A 19,481-nucleotide genomic window follows, 5' to 3' on the forward strand; every position below is an offset into this window, starting at 1 on the left:
TGCCCTTCCCGATGAGCGATGCTCCCCTCGACCTCGACGCCTATTTCGCCCGCATCGGCTATGCCGGTTCCAGGGATGCTTCGGTGGATACGCTGAAGGCGCTTCACTTCCTGCACCCGCAGGCAATCCCCTTCGAGAACATCGATCCGTTTCTCGGCCGCCCGGTCAGGCTCGACCTTGCCGCGCTGCAGGACAAGATCGTCGCTGGCGGGCGCGGCGGTTATTGTTTCGAGCACAACCTTCTCTTCATGCATGCGCTGAAAGCGCTTGGCTTCGAGGTTGGCGGCCTTGCCGCGCGCGTGCTTTGGGGGCAGGCGGAAGACGCCATCACGGCGCGCAGCCACATGCTGCTGCGCGTCGAACTCGATGGCCGGACCTATATCGCCGACGTCGGCTTCGGCGGCCTGACCCTGACCGCACCGCTGCTGCTGGACCCCGGCACGGAACAGAAAACCCCGCACGAGACCTTCCGCATCGTCGCGGCTGACGATCATTTCCGCCTGCAGGCCGCCATCGGCGGCGATTGGCGCTCGCTTTACCGCTTCGACCTGCAGCCGCAATACGAGGTCGACTATTCCGTCGCCAGCTACTTCCTGTCGACCAACCCGATATCGCATTTCCTCACCTCTGTCCTGGCGGCGCGCGCCGCGCCCGACCGACGCTACGCGTTGCGCGGCAATCGGCTGTCGATCCACCACATCGGCGGCCGCACCGAGCAGAAGGACATAGCCACTGCCGCCGAACTCGCCGACACGCTGGAAGGCCAGCTCGGCACCATCATTCCAGACCGTGCCGGCTTCGAGGCCAGGGTGCGCGAGAAGAAGATATTGGAGACCAACGCATGACCGAACTGTCCGTTCTCGACCTGTCGCCGATCGTCGAAGGCAGCGATGCCTCGCAGTCGCTGGCCAATTCGCTCGATCTCGCCCGCCATGCCGAGCGGTTGGGCTACAAGCGCTACTGGCTGGCCGAGCATCACAACATGCCGGGCATCGCCAGTGCCGCGACGGCCGTGGTTATCGCCCATGTCGCCGGCGGCACCAGGACCATTCGTGTCGGCGCGGGCGGCATCATGCTGCCCAACCATGCGCCGCTGGTGATTGCCGAGCAGTTCGGCACGCTGGCCGCCCTGTTTCCCGGCCGCATCGATCTCGGCCTCGGCCGCGCGCCCGGCACCGACATGAACACCGCGCGCGCCTTGCGCCGCAACCTCGAAGCCGGCGTCGACAATTTCCCGCAGGATGTCGTCGAACTGATGGGCTATTTCCTGCCGGCCGAGGAAGGCCAGCGTCTCAGGGCCGTGCCCGGCGAGGGCCAGACCGTGCCGGTGTGGATCCTCGGCTCCAGCCTCTATGGCGCGCAGCTCGCCGCTATGCTCGGCCTGCCTTATGCCTTCGCCTCGCATTTCGCGCCGGCCGAGCTCGACCACGCGCTCGACATCTACCGCTCGCGCTTCCAGCCGTCGGAACAGCTCGACAAGCCGCATGTCATGCTCGGCCTCAATGTCTTTGCGGCACCCACCGATGCCGAGGCGCGATTGCTGTTCACCTCGCTGCAGCAGGCTTTCGTCAACCTGCGCACCGGCCGGCCCGGCAGATTGCCGCCGCCGGTCGAGAATTACGATCGCGACCTCGACCCGATGGCCAAGACGATGCTTGGCCAGGCGCTGTCCTGCGCCGTCGTCGGCTCTCCCGAAACGGTCCGCCAGGGCATCGATGCGTTCGTGCGCCGCACCGGCGCCGACGAGCTGATGGTCACCGCGCAGATATCGGATCATGCCGCCCGGGTGCGGTCGTTCGAGATTTTGGCGGAGGCCCACAAATCGCTGTCGCGGGCCGCCTGAGGCGGCATGGCACGGGATCGTCCGAAAGAAACGGGGCAGCGCAGCCTTACGCCAGCTTGACCAGCAGCCTCATGAAGGTAGCGGCCTCCTTGGCCGACAGTGGCGCCAGGGTTTCCGCGGTGATTTCGCGCGCCAGCGGAATCAGCCGTTCGATCGCTTCGCGCCCTTCGGCGGTCAGGTTGACCAGCAGCCGCCTTTTGTCGACCTCATGCTTGGAAAGCTCGACCAGGCCGCGCGCCTTCAGCCGGTCGATGACGCCCTTCACCGTCGCCGCATCCATGGCGATCAGCGTGCCGAGCTGGTTCTGCGAGGTTTCGCCGACGTCGCGCAGCTTGGCGAGCGCGGCGAATTGCGGCGGCGTCAGGTCGCCGATATGCGCGGCGAAGATCGAGACATGGCGCTGATGCGCCTTGCGCAGGATGAAGCCGACCTGCTCCTGCAGGAGGTAATCCTCCGGCGTCTCGACCTCGACCAGCTTGAGCAGATTGTCCTCGCCGCTCACCGCAAGCCGTCCCATGCCTTGATGTCGTCGGCCGCCAGCCCACCCATGCGATTATGGATGCGCGGGCCGCAAGTCATGGCCAGGCAGAACAGGATCTCATCGGGGCGCGGGCCGTCGCTGATGCCGACCTCCATGGCGTCGAAATGGCTGCGCACATAGGCTGCGTTGATGTGGCCGAGCGGCACGTCGAGCTTCGAGCCGAAAGCGCCGACCTTCTTGGCCGACGGCACGATCGCCTTGGCGTCGCCCAACCGTTCGCGCATCGCATAGCCGCCAGGCACATGCCAGAGCGCGCCGTGCTCGAGCTCGCCCGCTATGCCGACAATGGCGCCCTTGCCGTAGCCGTCGATCTGCTTGACGTCGCCACCGAGCGCTGCGATCAGCCGGTCGGCGAGCAGCAGGCCGAGCGGTTTCAGATCGTCCATGGCGCTCTGCAGCTCCTCGGCATAGCGCCCGGCGAACGGATTTTTCACCAGCGCCATGGCGGCTGCGCGCCGGCGCGGCACCTTGGCCGCCGGTCCGCCCTCGTGAAAGATCTCTTCGGTCAGGACAGCGATCTTGCGGATCGGAAACTCAGGCATGCGCAACTTCCTCCCTCGAATTCTTGTTGGGCGCCGCAAGCGCAACGGAGCCACTGACGCGGGCCTCACCGCCAAGAAACAGCGCCGATCCGGCGATCAGGCCGCGCCGGCGAAAATCTTCGGCGACAGCAAGGCCGTTGTCCAGCGCCCGCGCCACTTCGCCAGGCGCAAGCGTGCCGACGCTTTGTGTCACCAGCCGCGCGCCGAGATCGCTGTCGGGGGACAGTTCGCTTGCGGGAATGCGCTTGATGGCGGGGTTGCCGGGCAGGTCCACCGCGTTGGCGATGAGCGTCGCCGCCGCGTCGGCCTCGGCGCCTGTCCGCGCCAGCACGGTCACGGCGTCGGCAATGCCAAGCGAGAAGGAGCGGCCACGCCAGCCGCTGGTTGCAACGCCGCGCACACCATCCTGCGCACGGATCATGATCCGGTCGGCCATGTCGTGGCCCGTGCCGGCGATCGCCAGGTTCATCGAAAGGCCGTTGCCGATATGGAGTGCGCTGTCGCCGCCATTATTGACATAGGCGCGATCGAGCTTGCGACCCGCAAGCAGCGCGGCGAGCATTTCGTCGGCTACCGACCCGGCAACGGCGGCCATCGGCGTGATGAAGCATTCCGCCAACGGGATGACGGCCGCCTCCATGCGACGCGCCGTCTGGCCGTCAAAGGCGCGCGGCGCCAGGAAGAATGCCGGCAGCCGCAATTCGGGAAGCTCCTTGACCAACTCGATCAGGATCGTCTGGAAGCGCGCCACGGCTTGCTCATAGGCGGCACGGCACTCATGCGCCTCGCCAAAGGCCTCGACGATCAGGTCGATCGGCCCATGGTTGAGGTGCAGCCGCTTGCCGTCCTGCAGCCACCGGACCTGCGGGCCTTGCATCACCCGGCCCCGTTCGCGGGCACACGGTGCAATTGCGCCAGCGGCGGCCACGGATTGCCGCCCGGCGCGCTGGTACCGCGGCGCGCATTGAGGTATTCGCCGCCCTTGGCAACGATGTCGTGGACACTGCGGATTTCGGCCTCGTAGCCGCCCAGCTTGATGTAGTCGTCGCGGCGCAAGGTGAATTCGATCGGCGCCACCAGCGCCGGTGTCGGCACATAGCCGAAGGCGCCTTCCGGAACCCGCGTGACATCGACCATCAGCGTGATGCCGCCTCCCGGCCAGACATAGACCGGCGCGCCGCCGACCGTGACATAGGTCTTCAGCCCTTGCACCGAACGGGTAAGATTGACCGGGTTTTCGGTGACGCCGGCGCGCAGCGAGCCGCCGGCGCCGCCGATGAACAGCACGGTGCACAAAGCCGGCTCGCAATTGTCCTCGATCAGACCGACCGACTTCTGCAACCGTTCCGGAAACGGCTTTTCGACCGGCTTCAATTCGTCATCGAGCTCGTAATAGGCGAACTGCTCGCCGGTGGTCGAAACCATCAGCAGCGACAGGCCGGGCCGCGCGCCCTTCCTGGCGTTCCATTCGCCAAGGATCGACAGCGGGTCGGAAATCGAGGTGCCGCCCCAGCCGAGGCCGGGTTCGGAGACCTTGAAATAGCGCCCCGGCGTCGAACGGCGGCCGATGATCTTGATGCCCGTATCCTGCCAGCCCAGCACCTTGCCGGCCTGATGCTCGGAGACCACGCCGGTGATGTGGTCGTCGACCACCACCACCTCGTCGACCAGCCCGCGCCATTGCGTGGCGAACATGCCGATGGTGGCCGAGCCGCAGCCGACGCGCATGCGGTGTTCCTGCTTGCCGTCGATGACAGGTGGTTTGCCGGCTTCGACGACAATGGTGGCGCCGCCGTCGATGCCGAGTTCCACCGGCTTGCGGTTGCACAAATCGAGCAGTGCGTCGCAGGTGGCGCGGCCCTCCGCCTTGGAGCCGCCGGTCAAATGATGCACGCCGCCCAACGACAGCATCTGCGAGCCGTACTCGCCCGTGGTGACATGGCCGATCGCCTCGCCTTGCGAGCGCACGACAGCCGTTTCGGGTCCGAGATGACGGTCGGTGTCGATCTTCACCTTGACGCCGCAATAGGAGAAGATGCCTTCGGTGACGACGGTCACCAGATCGACGCCCTCGACCTCCTGGCTGACGATGAACGGGGCCGGCTTGTAGTCGGGATAGGTGGTGCCGGCGCCTATTGCCGTGACGAAGCGGCGGCCGGTGTTGACCAACTCGCCATCCCACGCTTTGCCCTCGGCGACGAAAGGCACCATCGTGGCGCCGGTCTCCGCCGCATGGTCGAGGATGGTCAGCGGGTCCATGCGCACGATGCGGCCGCCGACATTGCCGTAGCGGTCGCAGGCGCCGGTGCGGCCGTCGGCGATATAGCACATCACCGGGCAGGCATCGCAGCGGATCTTCTCCGCCACCAGCTTCTCGCCGGGATCATGGGTCTCGAAGCGCTCGGCAAGCTCGCTCATCGGCGTGCCTCCTGTTCGCGGATGCCATCTTTTTCGCGGATGCCGGCGCGGATACGCGTCGGCGTCGCCGGGACCTTGGTGACCAGGACGCCGGTGGCGTGGCGGATGGCGTTGAGGATCGCCGGCGCCGTCGGGATCAGCACGTGCTCGCCCAGGCCCTTGGCGCCGAATGGCCCCTCGGGATCGGGAACCTCGACCAGGATGGTCTCGATCGGCGGCACGTCGCCAATGGTCGGGATCAGATAGTCGTGCAGGTTTTCGGTGCGCCCCGGGATATATTCTTCCATCAGCGCCATGCCGATGCCTTGCGCGATACCGCCTTCGATCTGGCCCTCGACCAGCAGCGGGTTGATCGCCTTGCCGACATCGTGCGCGGCGGTGATCTTGATCAGCTTCACGGTGCCGAGCTTGAGATCGACTTCCAACTCGGCGATCTGCGCGCCATAGCCGTAGACGGCGTAGGGTTTGCCCTGGCCCTTGGCGTCCAGCGGCAGCGTCGGCGGATCGTAGGTCTCCTCGGCGCGGAAGACGAAGCCATCGGCGTCCACATCGAGCGAGGCGAGATCGATACGGCGCGTGGCCTCGCCCTCGCGGATGACGATTGCCACGCCATCGAGCTGCATGGAGGCTTTTTCGGAAACATTGGCAAAACGCAGGATCTTTTCGCGCAAGGCCCGCCCTGCCTTCTCGACCGCCTTTCCGGTGACGAAAGTCTGGCGCGACGCGGACGTCTTGCCAGCGTCCGGGCTGATGCCCGTATCGGCGCCCTTCAGCCGGAATTTGTCCAGCGGCAGGCCAAGCGCGTCGGCGCAGATCTGGGCGATGACGGTGTTGGAACCCTGGCCGATATCGACGGCGCCCTGGTGCAGGATGACGTCGCCCGATGGCGAGATGCCTACCTTGATGGTCGAGGGATTGGGCAGCGAGGTGTTACCGCAGCCATACCAGCACGAAGCCACGCCAACACCGCGTTTTCTGTCCACGCTGGCGCTGTTGAAGGCATCCGCATCCGCCGTCGCACGTGCCCAATGCGGACGGAGCGACTCCAGGCACTCGGCAATGCCGACGCCGGACTCCAGCCTCTGCCCCGTAACCGTTTCGGAGCCGTTCCGAAGGCAGTTCTTCAAGCGAAAATCGAGCCGGTCGATACCGAGCCTGCCAGCCAGTTCGTCATAGAGCGTCTCCTGCATGATCGTCGCCTGCGGCACGCCGAAGCCGCGGAAGGCACCCGAGATCGGCCCATGCGTATGGATGGCTCTGCCTTCCGCGCGGTAGTTCGGCGTCGCATAGGGGCCGGAGGCATGCACCGGCACGCGGTTGGCGACGGTCGGGCCCCAACTTGCATAGGCGCCGGTGTTGAAATCGCCTGAAAAAATCATGCCGGTGACATAGCCGTCGGCATTGGCGCCGATGGTCGCCTTCATCTCAGCGGGATGACGCTTGGTGGTCGAAATCATCGATTCGTTGCGTGTGTAGGCCAGCGCCGCCGGCCGGCCGGTTTTCAACGCCACCAGGCCGATCAGCGGCTGCAGCGAGACATCGAGTTTCGAGCCGAAACCGCCGCCGGTCGCCGTCGGCACGATGCGCACCTTGTCGACGGCAAGGCCGAGCACCCTCGCCGTCTCGTCGCGGTCCATGTAGGGCGCCTGGGTGCAGGCGACGACGACCAGCGTGTCGCCATCCATATGGGCATGGCCGGCTTCGGGCTCGATATAGGCGTGCTCGACATAGGAGGTTTCGATCGCGCCGGAAACAGTGACGGCGGCACTGGCAAGCGCTGCCTCGGGGTCGCCGCGTTCGACGAAGCCCTTGGTCAAAAGGTTGGCCGGGCGGTGTTCATGAATTAACGCAGCACCTCCGGCCTGCGCTTCGCCAGGCTGCAGAAAATGCGGCAGTTCGGTCCAGCGGACCGGAAAATCCGCCAAATCGAGATCGAGCATCGCCTCACGTTCGCCGGCGACCAGCGCCACCGCCTCGCCGCGAAGCCGCGCAAATCCGTCGGCCAGCGCCGGCTGGTCGGCAAATGGGCCGATAACGCCGAAACAGTTTTTTCCCGGAATATCGGCCGCCGTGAACACGCCGGCGATGCCGGGATGCTTCTTCACCCAGCCATCAAGATCGCCGAAAGCAAAGCTGGCGTGATAATGTGGCGAGCGGACCACCAGCACGGCAAGCGCATCGGCGGGGAAGGCATCGCCGCCGAATTTCTCAGCCCCGGTGACTTTCGGCACGCCATCGAGCCGGATCGGGGAGGAGCCAATGGCGTGGCCGGACTGAGGCAGGCGGAAATCCAGGCTTGCCGGCTGCAAGGAGGCATCCATCACCGCCGCGATGATCTTCCGATAACCGGTGCAACGACACAGAATGCCGCCGAGCGCGTCCTGCACTTCGATCTCGGTTGGGCTCGCCTTTTTGTCCAGGAGCGCCGTCGCCGCGATCAGCAGCGCCGGAGTGCAGATGCCGCATTGCGCCGCGCCATGGGCGAGGAATGAGGCCTGCAACGCCGACAGCCGGCCATTGGCGAGGCCTTCGACCGTTGTCACCGATGCCCCGGCGGCGGAGGCCGCCGACATCAGGCAGGCGCAGACGGGATCGCCGTCGACCAGCACCGTGCAGGCGCCGCAGTCGCCGGCGTCGCAGCCGACCTTGGTGCCGGTCAGCTGCAATTCGTCACGCAAAACCTGCGACAGCCGGCGCAGCGGCGGCACGTTGACCGAGACGGCGGCACCGTTGACCGCGAAGGCGATGTCGGCGCGTTCAAGGCCAAGCGGAACGCCACCCAGATCGGGCGGAGCTCCGTTCATTTCAGGCAGAACCTGGCTCATGCCGCCACCATGTGGTCGTTCATCGGTCCGGCGGCGGCCAGCACGGCGCGGACAACGATTTCGCGCACCGCGTCGAGCCGGTACTCGGCACTGCCGCGCACATCGGCGATCGGCGACAGCTCGGCCATTGGCGCGGCTTGGACCGCATCGGCGAGCCCGCCATCCGCTGCCAGCCCACGCAACGCCGCCTCGATACCGGTAAGGCGCTTGGCGACGGCTGAGCACGAGCCGACGGCTATCCCCGCGTCCGTGACAATGCCGGCCTCCATGACCAGGCGCGCCGCCACCATGGCGATGGAAATGACGAGGTAGCGCCGCGCACCGAGCTTGACGAAGGCGGACGTACCCGCAGGCTTCGGCACGCGGATGGCCATGACCATTTCGCCCGGCTGCAGGGCCGTGCGGCGGTTGCCGAGAATGAAATCCGGCAAGGGCAGATGGCGCGTCACCGCCGCCGAGCGCAGCTCGACCTCGGCATCGAGGACAAGCAGGCCCGGCACGCCGTCGGCCGCCGGCGAGGCATTGCAGAGATTGCCGGCGACCGAAGCGACGTTCTGGATCTGCAGCGAGCCGACCTCGCGCGCTGCCTGTTTCAGTGCATCGAAGGCTGGCGGCAAGGGATGGCGGATGATGTCGGTCCATGTCGTGCGCGCGCCGATGACAAAGTGGCCATCCGTCTCGGCAATACCGCGCAGCGCCGTCAGGCCGTTTATGTCGAGGACATTGTCGCGGAACGGCTTGTTGCCCTGTGCCGGATAGAAATCCGTGCCGCCGGCAAGAATGCGCCAGGCGCCCTCGCCAAGCAAAGCGAGCGCCTCGTCGACCGTGGTGGGTTTCGCGTAACGGATCACGCTTTGCCTTCCCGAAAAGAGGCCTTCCAGAGCTGGTACTTCGAAGATCCTTCCAGCGCAGGGGCCGGGAAATTCATTCGTATGCAAATGATATCAAGCCGGCAGGAATTGTCAAAGCCGGAGTTTGGGGCGGCTCCGCCTCCACGCATTTGTTACGCTTCCAGAGGTTGACGCAGGCGGCCATCTGGTCAAGTTTCTGCCTCCGGTCGCGTCAGCGGCATTTTCCACTGGAGCCTGCATACGGAAGAGGAAAGCCCCATGGCCGACGAAGCGCTTGTTGTCATCGACCTGCAGAACGACTTTTGCCCCGGCGGCGCGCTGGCGGTTGCCGGCGGCGACGAGATCGTGCCGCTGGTCAACGATATGATACGGCATGCCGACCATGTCGTGCTGACGCAGGACTGGCATCCCGCCGGCCATTCGAGCTTTGCCTCCAGCCATCCGGGCGCGCAGCCTTTCACCGTGATCGAGATGCCGTACGGCCAGCAGACTTTGTGGCCGGACCATTGCATCCAGGGCAGCCTCGGCTCGGACTTTCACTCCGGCCTCGCCTGGACCAAGGCCGAGCTTGTCATCCGCAAGGGATTTCGCCCCGCCATCGACAGTTACTCGGCCTTCTTCGAGAACGACCACAAGACGCCGACCGGCCTCGCCGGCTATCTCAGGGAACGCGGCATCGACACGCTGACCCTGGTCGGGCTGGCGACCGATTTCTGCGTCGGCTTTTCGGCGCTCGACGCCGTCAGCCATGGCTTCAAGACCACGGTCCGGCTCGACGCCTGCCGCGGCATCGATCTCAACGGATCGCTTGATGCCATGCTGCAGCGCATGCGCGACGCCGGCGTGACGCTTGAAGACCAGTTGTCGGACTGAAAGGCCTTTGGGAAAGAACCCCCTCACCCGGATTGCCAACCGAATTGCGAAGGGCAATTCGGGGCAATCCGACCTCTCCCCGAGGGGAGAGGAGGCCGCTGGCGTTGGCGCTTCTCTCTTCTCCCCAGCGGGGAGAAGGTGGCCGCGAAGCGGCCGGATGAGGGGGCCTTTCTTATATCCAATCTCCCTATGGGCCACATATGCCATAGTCGCTTTCGCGATGCTGCTTCCCACACAGGCTTTCGCGGCGGAAGAACACGGCCTGCCCGGCGCCGCGATGTCGCTGTGGTGGGCGCTGCCATTCGCCGGGCTGCTGCTGTCGATCGCCACCGGTCCACTGCTGTTCCACCACGTCTGGGAGCATCACTACGGCAAGATCACAGCCTTATGGGCGGCGCTGGTGATCGTGCCGTTGGCGCTGGCCTTCGGCATCCCCTCGGCGACCGAAGCGGTGCTGCATGCGCTGCTCACCGAATACATGTCGTTCATCATTCTTCTGTTCGCGCTCTACACGATCTCGGGCGGCATCCTGCTTGCCGGCAACATCCATGGCACGCCGCTGGTCAATGCCGGGCTGCTGCTTGCCGGCGCGATCCTCGCCTCGGTGATCGGCACCACCGGCGCCTCGATGATCCTGATCCGGCCGATCCTGCGCGCCAACGACAACAGGCCGTTCAACGCCCATGTCGTCATCTTCTTCATTTTCCTGGTTTCCAACATCGGAGGCTCGCTGACGCCGCTCGGCGACCCGCCGCTGTTCGTCGGCTTCCTGCGCGGTGTCGATTTCTTCTGGACAACGACCAATCTCTACCGGGAGACGCTTTTCGTCGGCCTCGTCGTGCTGGCGATGTTCCTGGTCATCGACATCATCCTGCACCGGCGCGAGGCCGGCGCGCCAAAGATCAAGGATCCGACGCCGGATACGAAGGTGCGCCTGCGCGGCTTGGCCAACCTTCCGCTGCTGGCCGGCGTCATCGCTGCGATCCTTTTGTCGGCGGCCTGGAAGCCAGGCGTCAGCTTCTCCGTGTTCGGCGTCGGTCTCGAGCTGCAGAACCTGGTGCGCGACGCCATCATCCTGGCGCTGGCCCTGCTGTCGCTCCCCCTCTCCTACAAAAGCCACCGCGAAGCGAACGGCTTCAACTGGGGGCCTATCGCGGAGGTGGCGAAATTGTTTGCCGGCATCTTCATCTGCATCGTGCCGGTCATCGCCATCCTCAGGGCAAGCCATGAGGGGGCGCTGGCGCCGCTGGTGTCGCTGGTCAGCACTCCTTCGGGCCAGCCCAACGACCTCGCCTATTTCTGGCTGACCGGGGCGCTGTCGTCCTTCCTCGACAATGCGCCGACCTATCTGGTGTTCTTCGAACTCGCCGGCGGCGATCCTCAGCATCTGATGACCGAGTTCGCCTCGACGCTCGCCGCGATCTCGGCGGGCGCCGTGTTCATGGGCGCCAACACCTATATCGGTAACGCGCCCAACTTCATGGTCTATGCCATCGCCCGGCATCGTGGCGTCAGGATGCCGGGCTTCTTCGGCTACATGCTGTGGTCCGGCCTGGTGCTGATCCCGACGTTTCTGGTTGCGGGCTTTCTGTTCTTCGGCTGATCAACCGACGCCCACGTAGCGCCTGACCGCCGACGGGTCGGCGCGTAGGTCCTCGACATCCACGGTTTCGCGGTTGCGTCCGTTCTCGATGAACGAGACCCGGTCGGCGACCGACAGCACCGCGTCGACCCGTTGTTCGACCAGTATGGTCGAGACGCCCATGTCGCGCAGCTTGGCCACCGTCTCGCGGATTTTGGCGATCATCGACGGCATCAGCCCTTCGGTCGGCTCGTCGAGCAGCAGCACCTGCGGTTCGAGGCAAAGCGCGCGCGCCATGGCCAGCATCTGCTGTTCGCCGCCCGACAGAGTGCCGGAACGCTGCCGCAGCCGCTGGCGAAGCAGCGGAAAAAGGTCGAGGACATTTTCCCGCACGTCCTTGCCCTTGCCGCGCGCCATCAGCCCGATCTCGATGTTTTCGGCCACCGTCATCTCGGCGAACAGCCGCCGTCCCTGAGGCACATAGGCGACGCCGGCCTTCGGCACCTCATGCGCCGGGAGGCCGGTCAGTTCCTGGCCGCCGAGCTTGATCGAGCCGGCGCCGGCTGGCACAAGGCCCATGATCGCCTTCAGCGTCGTCGTCTTGCCGGCGCCGTTGCGGCCGAACAGGCACAACACCTCGCCCTTGTTCAGCACGAGGTCGAGGCCATAGAGCACCTGGACCTCGCCGTAGAAACAGTCCAGTCCCGAAATTGCCAAGGCTTCCGTCTTGCCCGTCTGCGTCTTCGTTTCCATCATGGGGCCGTCCCCAGATAGGCGTCCTGCACCGCGGCGTTTTCGCGGATCGCCTCGGGCGTGCCCTCGGCCAGGATCTTGCCGGCATTGAAGACGGTTATGCGGTCCGCCAACTGCATGACGACCGGCATGTTGTGCTCGATCAGGAGCACCGTGGCGCCGTTGGCTATGTCGCGCACAAGCGCGATAAAATTGTCGATCTCGCTGTCGGCCAGCCCCTGCGTCGGCTCGTCGAGGATCAGCAGGCGTGGTTTCAGCGCCAGACCCATCGCCACTTCCAGCAGGCGCTGGTGGCCATAGGACAATTGCCCGGCCGGCATATGGGCGCGGTCGGCCAGTCCCGTGCGTTCGAGCGCCGACATCACCCCGGCACGCACGGCGCCCTTCGAGCGGCCGTCGCTCAGCGTGCGCTGCACCGGCAGCGCGACATTGTCGTAGGCGCTGAGATTGGCGAAGACGCTGGTGATCTGGAACGTGTAGGCGATGCCCTGGCGGACCCGGACATAGGCCGGCAGACCGGTGATGTCGGTGCCATCGAAGACGATCGCTCCGGAAGTCGGTTGGATGCGGCCGCTGACCAGGCTGACGAAGGTGGTTTTCCCAGCTCCGTTGGGGCCGATCAGGGCGCGGATCTCGCCCGGCATCAGGGTGAAATCGACACTGTCGACCGCACGCAGACCGCCAAAACTGCGCGACAGGCCTTTCGTCGTTAGAAGCGGCGTCATGGCAGCCATCCGAGCCAGCGCTGGCGGATGCTGCCCAGAATGCCCTTCGGGAAGAACAGCACCAGCAGGATAAGCGCGATGCCGACGATCAGCAGATAGGCCGAGGTGTAGCGGCTGGTGATGTCGATGACGTAGTACATGAACAGCGTGCCGATCAGTGGTCCAAGCGTCGTGGCGGCGCCGCCGAGCAGCACCCACAGCAGCGGCAGGATCGAATACTGCACCGAGGCGAAGCTCGAGCCGATATAGCCGAACAGCAGCGCATAGGCGGCGCCCGACGCCGCACAGATCGCGCCGGAGACGACGACGGCGGCGAGCTTGTTGGAGAAAGTGTCGTAGCCCAGCATCTTCGCCCGCTCCTCGTTCTCGCGGATGGCGACGAGCACGCGGCCATGGCGGGATCGGACGATGGCCAGCGTGATCATGAGCACGAGCGAGAACAGCGCCAGCGCACTCATGTAGCGCACCGTCGGATTGGTGAGGTCGAGCGAGGTCGCACCGAGATTGAGGATGCGTGCCGGCTGCGGCACGACCTGGCCCTGGTCGCCGCCGGTCCACACGGCGAAATAGAGGATGAGCAGATAAAACACCTGCGCGAACATCATGGTGACGATCATGAAGGCGACGCCGGTGGTGCGCAGCGCCAGAAGGCCGATCGCCAGCGCCAGTACGGCGCCGCAGGCAATTCCGGCGGCGAAGGCCAGCGGCACGTTCCAGCCGAGCTGGATGACGGCGAGGCCAGCGCCATAGAGACCGGCAGCGAAGAACATCGCATGGCCGAGGCTGAGCAGGCCGACATAGCCGAACAGCAAATTGTAGCCCATGGCGAACACCGCCAGCACCAGGATGCGGGCGAGCAGGCCGTGATAGTAGTCGGGCAGCACGAAGCTAAGCACGAACAGCAGCGCGATCACGCCGAGGTGGATCGCGTAGGCCTTAGCCGGCGATGCTTCACTCATCGCGAGGCCGTCCCGAACAAGCCCTGCGGCCGGAATACCAGCACCATGGCGACCAGCAGCGTGGCGATGATCTTGGCCAGCGTCGGCGAGAAGAACATCGAGATGATGCCGTCCGACATGCCGATCAGCACGGCGGCGACGACGGTGCCGCGCAACGAGCCGAGGCCGCCGATGATGACGACGATGAAGGACAGCAGCAGCGGATCCTGTCCCATCAGGTAATGCGCCTGGCTGATCGGCACGATCAGCACCGCTGCGATGGCCGCCAGCATGGCGCCGAGCGCGAAGACGCCGCCATAGACGCGGCCGACAGAAATGCCGAAAGCCTGCGCCGTCTCGCTGTCATACTGCGTGGCGCGCATGACGAGGCCGGCCTTGGTGCGCGTCAGCACCAGCCAGGTCGCGATCAGCAAGAGCGCGGAAGCAGCGACGACAGACAGCTTGTAGCCGGAATAGCCGAACCACGGCATAAGGATGCGGTAGTTGAAGGGCGGCTCCACCGGCCGCGCCTCCGGACCGTAGAAGGTCAGTGCCAGCTGCTGGATGATGTAGAGCATGCCGATGGTGGCAACGATCGTGGCTTCCGGATTGTAGTTCAGCCGGCGCAGCACCAGCCGCTCGGCGATGAGCGCAATGGCGCCGACGATCAGCGGCGCGATCACCAGTGCCGCCAGGAAACCGAGCGCCGGATGGCCGCCGATCGCCGTCGAGATCGCCCAGGCGAGCACCGCGCCGAGCATGAAGAACTCGCCATGCGCGACATTGACGACACGCATGACGCCGAACACCAGCGACAGCCCAAGCGCGGTCAGCGCCAGCACTGCGGAGGTGACGAGGCCTTCGAGGGCGGCGAGGAGGAGGTGGGGTCCGAAGTGCATCGGCTAGACACCAGCGGATGCGCGAGGCACCCCCCTCTGCCCTGCCGGGCATCTCCCCCACAGGGGGGGAGATTGGCAGTTTCCGCGAAGGCGGCCACCTACTGACCTTGGCGATTGGCGAATCCGGTGGACACAGCCAATCTCCCTCCTTGCGGGGGAGATGGCCGGCAGGCCAGAGGGGGGTGCCTTGGCGCTCACGCTTACAGGCAAAGCTGGGTCTACAGCGCCTGCGTCGTATAATCCCCCTCGGCCTCGTAAAGCCCGTCCTCGATCTTGGTCTTGTGCACGACCTTGAGCTTGCCGCCCTCGACCTTGGAGATGTTCTGGATGCCGAAACACTGGTGGATCTTGCCGTTGAAGGTTTTCGGCCCCTGCGGGTGCTCCGGGCCTTCGGCGAAGGCGGTCAGCGCCTCGGTTGCCTCGACCAGCTTGGCGCGGTCCTCCGGTCCCTTGTAGCCGGCGTCTTCCATCGCCTTCTTGACGACATAGAGCGTTTCCCAGCAGCCGAACATGTGCGCGGCGGTGGAGACGTCCTTGGGGTCGCCGACGGCTGCCCCATTGTCGTCGATGCCGACAGCGGCGCGATAGGCCTTCTGCGCTTCGCTGTCATCGGGCTGGGCGTAGCGCGGCGAGCCTTCCCAGAAATGGCTGCCGTCGAGGAATTCCAGGCCGGGGCTGTTGATGTCGGTGGCCTCGAGCGAATCGATGAAGCCGAACAGCTGCGGCCGGTTGGAACCGTAGAATTCGCCGAGTTCCTTGACGAAGGTGAGCACTGCCGGGCCGACCATGACGTGGTAGATCACTTCGGTCTCGGCCGGGATCTGCGGGAAATATTTGGTGAAGGACGATTCCGTCGGCGGGATGGCGATCTGCGCGATGACCTCGGCGCCTTGCGCCTTCAGCGCCGGCGGCAGGTAGTCGCGATGGTCGTAGCCGAACGCGAAATCGGGGAATATCTGCGTCACCTTCTTGCCGGCATTGGCCGCGATCCACGGCGCCATCGACTGGATCTGGCTCTTCACATCGGTGATGCCGGGCTGGAAGACATAGCGGTTGAGCTTCGTCGATGCGACGTGGTGGCCTTCGCTGACGACGAAATAGGGCATCTTGTTTTCGCCGGCGGCGGGCGCCGAGCCGATGACGACGTGCGAGAACAGCGTGCCGAAGACGATGTCGGTCTTGTGCTGGGTGGCGAACTTACCGACCACCTCGGCGCCACGGCCGGGGTCGGTGCCGTCATCCTCGATGATGACCTCGACCTGGCGGCCGTTGATGCCGCCGGCGGCGTTGATCGCCTTGACCGCGGCGGCGGTGGTCTTCTCGTACCAGCGGCCATAGGCGGCACCGATGCCGGTGCGGTGCGATTGGAAGCCGATCTTGATCGGCGCCGAACTCTGCGCCTGGCTGTAGCGCACGAAGCCGGGAGCGAGCGTCAAGCCGGCGCCGGCGGCGAGGCCCTTCAGCGCCGTGCGGCGAGAGAGCGTGGTTTTGGAGAGATCGAAAAACCCATTCTTGTCAGTCACGGCAGTTCCCCTGTTTTTTGAGTTTTGACCTATGGCTGTAGCGCGGCAGGCCGCCCTTGTCGGAGGGCCGAAATTGCATGTGTACAAACTAAATCACCAAAGCCCTGATGTAGCAAGCGAGCTTTCCCCAACGACATCGGGGCCGCTCTTTTCTCATCCAACTGTCGGCGTGGCAAGCAGCCAGAGGCCGAAGACGGTGTAGGCGATCATCAGCAGCGTGAGCGGAAACTGGCTGAGCGCGGCGCGGGCAGGCCGCGGATGCAGACGCCAGGCAAGCCGGTGGGCGACGAGGACGGCGAGCACATGGCCAAGGATGACGGCGCCGGCCTGGACGTTCCACAGCCACCAGGCCGAGCCGGCGCCGGCGACGATGCCGGCCCCGACCTGCATTTCGGCGGTGCCGAACAGGTTCCAGCCCAGCGCGAACGGATCGGACAGGGCGGCCAACGCATACTGGCCGTCGACCAGCAGCGCCGTCAGGTAGTGCGCGACATGATAGGCAAGCGCGATCGGCACGATCGACCAGACCAACAGGCCCGCCGCCTGGCCAAATGGCCGATCGCGACCGGCAAGTCGCTGGCCGAGCCAGGCGGCAAGCAGGAAAACCGCCGCCAGCAGCAGGAACGTCAGGACGAGCCCTAAAGTGCCGCTGCCGATCACGGCGGTGCGGCCGGGGAATTCGAGCGGGTTGACGCCGAACAGGCTAAGCCAGAAGAAGGTTTTGGACAGGCCGTCGAAGGACACCGACGACAGCGCAAGCAGCAGGAAGGCGATGCCGCTGGGCGGCAACGGCTCGGCGGCGATCAGCTTGGCGCCCGGCCAGCAGAGCACGAGCCGGCCAGCGTCGTTGCGCTCGATGGGCGCGAAATGCGCCACCATCGAAAAGAAGACCGTCAGGAATTCGCCGCCGCGGCTCCACCCTCGATAGCCGAATGCCAGCATGGCCAGGAAGGTGAGCAGCCAATAGACACCGGCGGCAACGGCAAGCCGCGCGGGATCGTCGGGTGCAGGATCGATGAGCTCGAACCAGGCAAAGGCGAAAAACAGGATGACGGCCGGCCAGCAGCCGAGCCATCGGGGAAGCCGCAGTATCCCTTCATCGCCCGCACGCAAGAGACGTGAGGTCGGACGCCAGGGCCCGTACCAGGGATTGAGCCATGACCAACGGTCGCCGAACACGCCCTGCAGCAGCGTGAGGCCGGCCCACATCAGCGTCCAGACCAGCAGCGGCAGCGGATTGGAGAGCGGGTCGCGGCTGCCGCACAGGCCGGCGGCAATGAGAATTGCAAAGCCGGCAAAAGATATCAGGCTGACGGCGGTGCGCGCCCCGTCGCTGACGGTGAAGAGTTGCAAGCGCCGGCGCCAGAATTTGTCGAGAGCCGCGGGCGGCAGCAGGGCCAGCACGAGGAAGCTGACGGCCACGGCGAAAGCGCCGCCGGCCAGATAGTAGCCGGTCGGCAAGAGCAGAACGTGGCCACGGTCGGAGGCGTGGGCGAAGGCTGGGGTGGGGAGGAGGGCCAACAGCGCCGCAGATAATAACGCCAACAGCAGATGGTAGCGCTCTACGGCGCCCCCCTCTGTCCTGCCGGACATCTCCCCCACAGGTGGGGAGATTGGCAGACCGCCCGATCGGCGCTCTTCTTGCGACGTTGAAAATTGGCGAAAGCGGAGATGAGATCCGATCTCCCCCCTCGTGGGGGAGATGTCCGGCAGGACAGAGGGGGGCGCGAAGGAACCCGGCATATCCAAGATTGCGATCTTGGCTGGCGTAGCCACCCCTCACACCTTGACCAACTGCTCCACGCGATCCTTCTCGCCAAAAATCCTGAGATACCGCTCGATCTCCCTAGGGTTCCCGGTCGCCTTGGCCGGGTTGTCGGAAAGCTTCACCGCGGGCCTGCCATTGGCCTCGGTGACCTTGCAGACCAGCGATATGGCGTCCAGCCTGTTGGTTTCGATCGGTGCGCAGTCCTCGAAATCATTGGTCAGATTGGTGCCCCAGCCGAAGGACATGCGCACCTTGCCTTTGAAGTGGCGGTAGGTCTCCTCGATGGTCTCGACCTCGAGCCCGTCGGAGAAGATCAAAAGCTTCTGCTTGGGATCCTTGCCCTTCTCGCGCCACCAGGACAGGATCTTCTCGCCGCCCTCGATCGGCGGCGCGCTGTCGGGGCGGAAGCCGGTCCAGTCGGCGACCCAGTCCGGCGCGTCGCGCAGGAACGAGGCGGTGCCGAAGGCATCGGGCAGCACGATCAGCAAATTGCCGCCATAGTAGCGCTGCCAGTCCTGCAGCACCTTGTAGGGCGACTGCTTCAGCTCCTTCTCCGATTTGGCCAGCGCCGCGAACACCATCGGCAGCTCATGCGCGTTGGTGCCGAGCGCCTCGAGGTCGTTGTCCATGGCGAGCAGCACGTTGGAGGTGCCGGTGAAGGCTTCGCCGATGCCTTCCTTCAACGCTTCGACGCACCAGCGCTGCCACAGGAAGGAATGCCGCCGGCGCGTGCCGAAGTCGGAAATGCGGATGCCGGGCAGCGCCTTCAGCCGCTCGGTCTTGGCCCACATCTTGGCCTTGGCGCGGGCATAGAGCACATCGAGCGCGAAGGGTCCGAAGGCCCGCATGGCGGCGCGAGACCGAAGCTCGTTGATGATGGCGAGCGCCGGGATCTCCCACAGCGTGGTGTACATCCATGGCCCGCTGAAGGTCAGCTCATACTGGCCATCACGCTTCGACAGCTCGTAGTCGGGCAGCCGGAAGCCTTCCAGCCAGGCAAGGAACTCCGGCTCGAAGATCTGCTTGCGGCCGTAGAAAGTGTTGCCGCCGAGCCAGATCATCTCCTTCTTGGAGAAGCGCAAGGTACGGGCATGGTCGAGCTGTTCGCGCAGCTCGCCTTCGTCGATCTCGTCGGCAAGCTTTACCGAGGTCGTGCGGTTGATCAACGAGAAGGTAGTGTCGACCTTGGGATACATGCCCCAGATCATCTGCAGCATCAAAAGCTTGTAGAAATCCGTGTCGAGCAGGCTGCGCACGATCGGATCGAGCTTCCAGGTGTGGTTGTAGACGCGCCGCGCTATATCGGTTTTTGCCATGCTCGCTGCCGCCTTCGCTGCCTGCCATCCACAATCGCGACAGGCCTCATAGCATCGAATTGGCCAAAACGCTGCCCGCTTTCA

Annotated in this window: 17 protein-coding genes; 4 read left to right on the top strand and 13 right to left on the bottom strand. The window is 65.3% G+C overall.

What is annotated here, in order from left to right; translation table 11 throughout:
• The first annotated feature begins 11 nt into the window (after nucleotides 1–11).
• Together X743_RS156985 and X743_RS156980 are read left to right on the top strand one after the other, a co-directional pair.
• Entirely contained in the window at nucleotides 12–845 is an 834-nt protein-coding gene (locus X743_RS156985) for an arylamine N-acetyltransferase (protein WP_023765482.1), read from the top strand.
• Complete coding sequence (locus X743_RS156980; protein WP_023765483.1) at nucleotides 842–1,843, top strand: LLM class flavin-dependent oxidoreductase; 1,002 nt, start codon at nucleotides 842–844, stop codon at nucleotides 1,841–1,843. Before X743_RS156985 ends, X743_RS156980 begins: the two co-directional genes overlap by 4 nt.
• A 46-nt stretch (nucleotides 1,844–1,889) precedes the next feature.
• Here the strand turns inward: X743_RS156980 and X743_RS156975 are convergent, their stop codons facing one another.
• The 6 genes from X743_RS156975 to X743_RS156950 are packed head-to-tail and all read right to left on the bottom strand — an operon-like array spanning nucleotide 1,890 to nucleotide 9,020.
• On the bottom strand, nucleotides 1,890–2,345 hold the full coding sequence (locus X743_RS156975; protein WP_023765484.1) for a MarR family transcriptional regulator: 456 nt from the start codon (nucleotides 2,343–2,345) through the stop codon (nucleotides 1,890–1,892).
• Nucleotides 2,342–2,926 carry an amino acid synthesis family protein gene (locus X743_RS156970; RefSeq protein ID WP_023765485.1) on the bottom strand — a complete coding sequence of 195 codons (585 nt, stop codon included), beginning with the start codon at nucleotides 2,924–2,926 and terminating at the stop codon, nucleotides 2,342–2,344. The genes X743_RS156975 and X743_RS156970 overlap by 4 nt, the downstream gene beginning before the upstream one ends.
• Nucleotides 2,919–3,803 carry a thiamine biosynthesis protein ApbE gene (locus X743_RS156965; RefSeq protein ID WP_023765486.1) on the bottom strand — a complete coding sequence of 295 codons (885 nt, stop codon included), beginning with the start codon at nucleotides 3,801–3,803 and terminating at the stop codon, nucleotides 2,919–2,921. Before X743_RS156965 ends, X743_RS156970 begins: the two co-directional genes overlap by 8 nt.
• Nucleotides 3,803–5,344: a hypothetical protein gene (locus tag X743_RS156960; RefSeq protein WP_023765487.1), complete on the bottom strand. Its 1,542-nt coding sequence runs from the start codon at nucleotides 5,342–5,344 to the stop codon at nucleotides 3,803–3,805. The genes X743_RS156965 and X743_RS156960 overlap by 1 nt, the downstream gene beginning before the upstream one ends.
• Nucleotides 5,341–8,169: a molybdopterin-dependent oxidoreductase gene (locus X743_RS156955; protein WP_023765488.1), complete on the bottom strand. Its 2,829-nt coding sequence runs from the start codon at nucleotides 8,167–8,169 to the stop codon at nucleotides 5,341–5,343. Before X743_RS156955 ends, X743_RS156960 begins: the two co-directional genes overlap by 4 nt.
• Complete coding sequence (locus tag X743_RS156950) at nucleotides 8,166–9,020, bottom strand: xanthine dehydrogenase family protein subunit M (RefSeq protein WP_023765489.1); 855 nt, start codon at nucleotides 9,018–9,020, stop codon at nucleotides 8,166–8,168. Before X743_RS156950 ends, X743_RS156955 begins: the two co-directional genes overlap by 4 nt.
• Before the next feature lie 258 nt (nucleotides 9,021–9,278).
• Between X743_RS156950 and pncA the strand changes: the two genes are divergently transcribed.
• The gene (pncA, locus tag X743_RS156945) at nucleotides 9,279–9,893 is read left to right on the top strand and encodes a bifunctional nicotinamidase/pyrazinamidase (RefSeq protein WP_023765490.1); all 615 of its coding nucleotides are present in this window, start codon (nucleotides 9,279–9,281) and stop codon (nucleotides 9,891–9,893) included.
• Between the two features lie 220 nt (nucleotides 9,894–10,113).
• The gene (locus tag X743_RS156940; protein WP_023765491.1) at nucleotides 10,114–11,496 is read left to right on the top strand and encodes a sodium:proton antiporter; all 1,383 of its coding nucleotides are present in this window, start codon (nucleotides 10,114–10,116) and stop codon (nucleotides 11,494–11,496) included.
• Here the strand turns inward: X743_RS156940 and X743_RS156935 are convergent, their stop codons facing one another.
• The 7 genes from X743_RS156935 to pncB all read right to left on the bottom strand — a co-directional run bounded on the left by X743_RS156935 (nucleotide 11,497) and on the right by pncB (nucleotide 19,397).
• Complete coding sequence (locus X743_RS156935) at nucleotides 11,497–12,231, bottom strand: ABC transporter ATP-binding protein (RefSeq protein WP_023765492.1); 735 nt, start codon at nucleotides 12,229–12,231, stop codon at nucleotides 11,497–11,499. It abuts the gene before it with no gap.
• Complete coding sequence (locus X743_RS156930) at nucleotides 12,228–12,953, bottom strand: ABC transporter ATP-binding protein (RefSeq protein WP_023765493.1); 726 nt, start codon at nucleotides 12,951–12,953, stop codon at nucleotides 12,228–12,230. Before X743_RS156930 ends, X743_RS156935 begins: the two co-directional genes overlap by 4 nt.
• Nucleotides 12,950–13,912 carry a branched-chain amino acid ABC transporter permease gene (locus tag X743_RS156925; RefSeq protein ID WP_023765494.1) on the bottom strand — a complete coding sequence of 321 codons (963 nt, stop codon included), beginning with the start codon at nucleotides 13,910–13,912 and terminating at the stop codon, nucleotides 12,950–12,952. Before X743_RS156925 ends, X743_RS156930 begins: the two co-directional genes overlap by 4 nt.
• Complete coding sequence (locus X743_RS156920) at nucleotides 13,909–14,790, bottom strand: branched-chain amino acid ABC transporter permease (RefSeq protein ID WP_023765495.1); 882 nt, start codon at nucleotides 14,788–14,790, stop codon at nucleotides 13,909–13,911. Before X743_RS156920 ends, X743_RS156925 begins: the two co-directional genes overlap by 4 nt.
• 218 nt (nucleotides 14,791–15,008) lie before the next feature.
• The gene (locus tag X743_RS156915; protein ID WP_023765496.1) at nucleotides 15,009–16,313 is read right to left on the bottom strand and encodes an ABC transporter substrate-binding protein; all 1,305 of its coding nucleotides are present in this window, start codon (nucleotides 16,311–16,313) and stop codon (nucleotides 15,009–15,011) included.
• Nucleotides 16,314–16,466: 153 nt separating this feature from the next.
• Nucleotides 16,467–17,906, bottom strand: a complete 1,440-nt coding sequence (locus X743_RS156910; protein ID WP_023765497.1) for a hypothetical protein — start codon at nucleotides 17,904–17,906, stop codon at nucleotides 16,467–16,469.
• A 186-nt stretch (nucleotides 17,907–18,092) separates the two neighbouring features.
• Nucleotides 18,093–19,397, bottom strand: coding sequence for a nicotinate phosphoribosyltransferase (gene pncB / locus X743_RS156905; protein WP_023765498.1), 1,305 nt, complete (start codon nucleotides 19,395–19,397; stop codon nucleotides 18,093–18,095).
• Between the last annotated feature and the right edge of the window lie 84 nt (nucleotides 19,398–19,481).

Source organism: Mesorhizobium sp. LNHC232B00 (assembly GCF_000502435.1).
GTDB lineage: Bacteria > Pseudomonadota > Alphaproteobacteria > Rhizobiales > Rhizobiaceae > Mesorhizobium > Mesorhizobium opportunistum.

What these genes read in the sequence shown, in the direction of transcription:
- X743_RS156985 (WP_023765482.1), top strand. Translation starts at nt 12, where the DNA reads ATGAGCGATGCTCCCCTCGACCTCGACGCCTATTTCGCCCGCATCGGC.
- X743_RS156980 (WP_023765483.1), top strand. Translation starts at nt 842, where the DNA reads ATGACCGAACTGTCCGTTCTCGACCTGTCGCCGATCGTCGAAGGCAGC.
- X743_RS156970 (WP_023765485.1), bottom strand. Translation starts at nt 2,926, where the DNA reads ATGCCTGAGTTTCCGATCCGCAAGATCGCTGTCCTGACCGAAGAGATC.
- X743_RS156965 (WP_023765486.1), bottom strand. Translation starts at nt 3,803, where the DNA reads ATGCAAGGCCCGCAGGTCCGGTGGCTGCAGGACGGCAAGCGGCTGCAC.
- X743_RS156960 (WP_023765487.1), bottom strand. Translation starts at nt 5,344, where the DNA reads ATGAGCGAGCTTGCCGAGCGCTTCGAGACCCATGATCCCGGCGAGAAG.
- X743_RS156955 (WP_023765488.1), bottom strand. Translation starts at nt 8,169, where the DNA reads ATGAGCCAGGTTCTGCCTGAAATGAACGGAGCTCCGCCCGATCTGGGT.
- pncA (WP_023765490.1), top strand. Translation starts at nt 9,279, where the DNA reads ATGGCCGACGAAGCGCTTGTTGTCATCGACCTGCAGAACGACTTTTGC.
- X743_RS156940 (WP_023765491.1), top strand. Translation starts at nt 10,114, where the DNA reads ATGCTGCTTCCCACACAGGCTTTCGCGGCGGAAGAACACGGCCTGCCC.
- X743_RS156935 (WP_023765492.1), bottom strand. Translation starts at nt 12,231, where the DNA reads ATGATGGAAACGAAGACGCAGACGGGCAAGACGGAAGCCTTGGCAATT.
- X743_RS156930 (WP_023765493.1), bottom strand. Translation starts at nt 12,953, where the DNA reads ATGACGCCGCTTCTAACGACGAAAGGCCTGTCGCGCAGTTTTGGCGGT.
- X743_RS156925 (WP_023765494.1), bottom strand. Translation starts at nt 13,912, where the DNA reads ATGAGTGAAGCATCGCCGGCTAAGGCCTACGCGATCCACCTCGGCGTG.
- X743_RS156920 (WP_023765495.1), bottom strand. Translation starts at nt 14,790, where the DNA reads ATGCACTTCGGACCCCACCTCCTCCTCGCCGCCCTCGAAGGCCTCGTC.
- X743_RS156910 (WP_023765497.1), bottom strand. Translation starts at nt 17,906, where the DNA reads ATGTCCGGCAGGACAGAGGGGGGCGCCGTAGAGCGCTACCATCTGCTG.
- pncB (WP_023765498.1), bottom strand. Translation starts at nt 19,397, where the DNA reads ATGGCAAAAACCGATATAGCGCGGCGCGTCTACAACCACACCTGGAAG.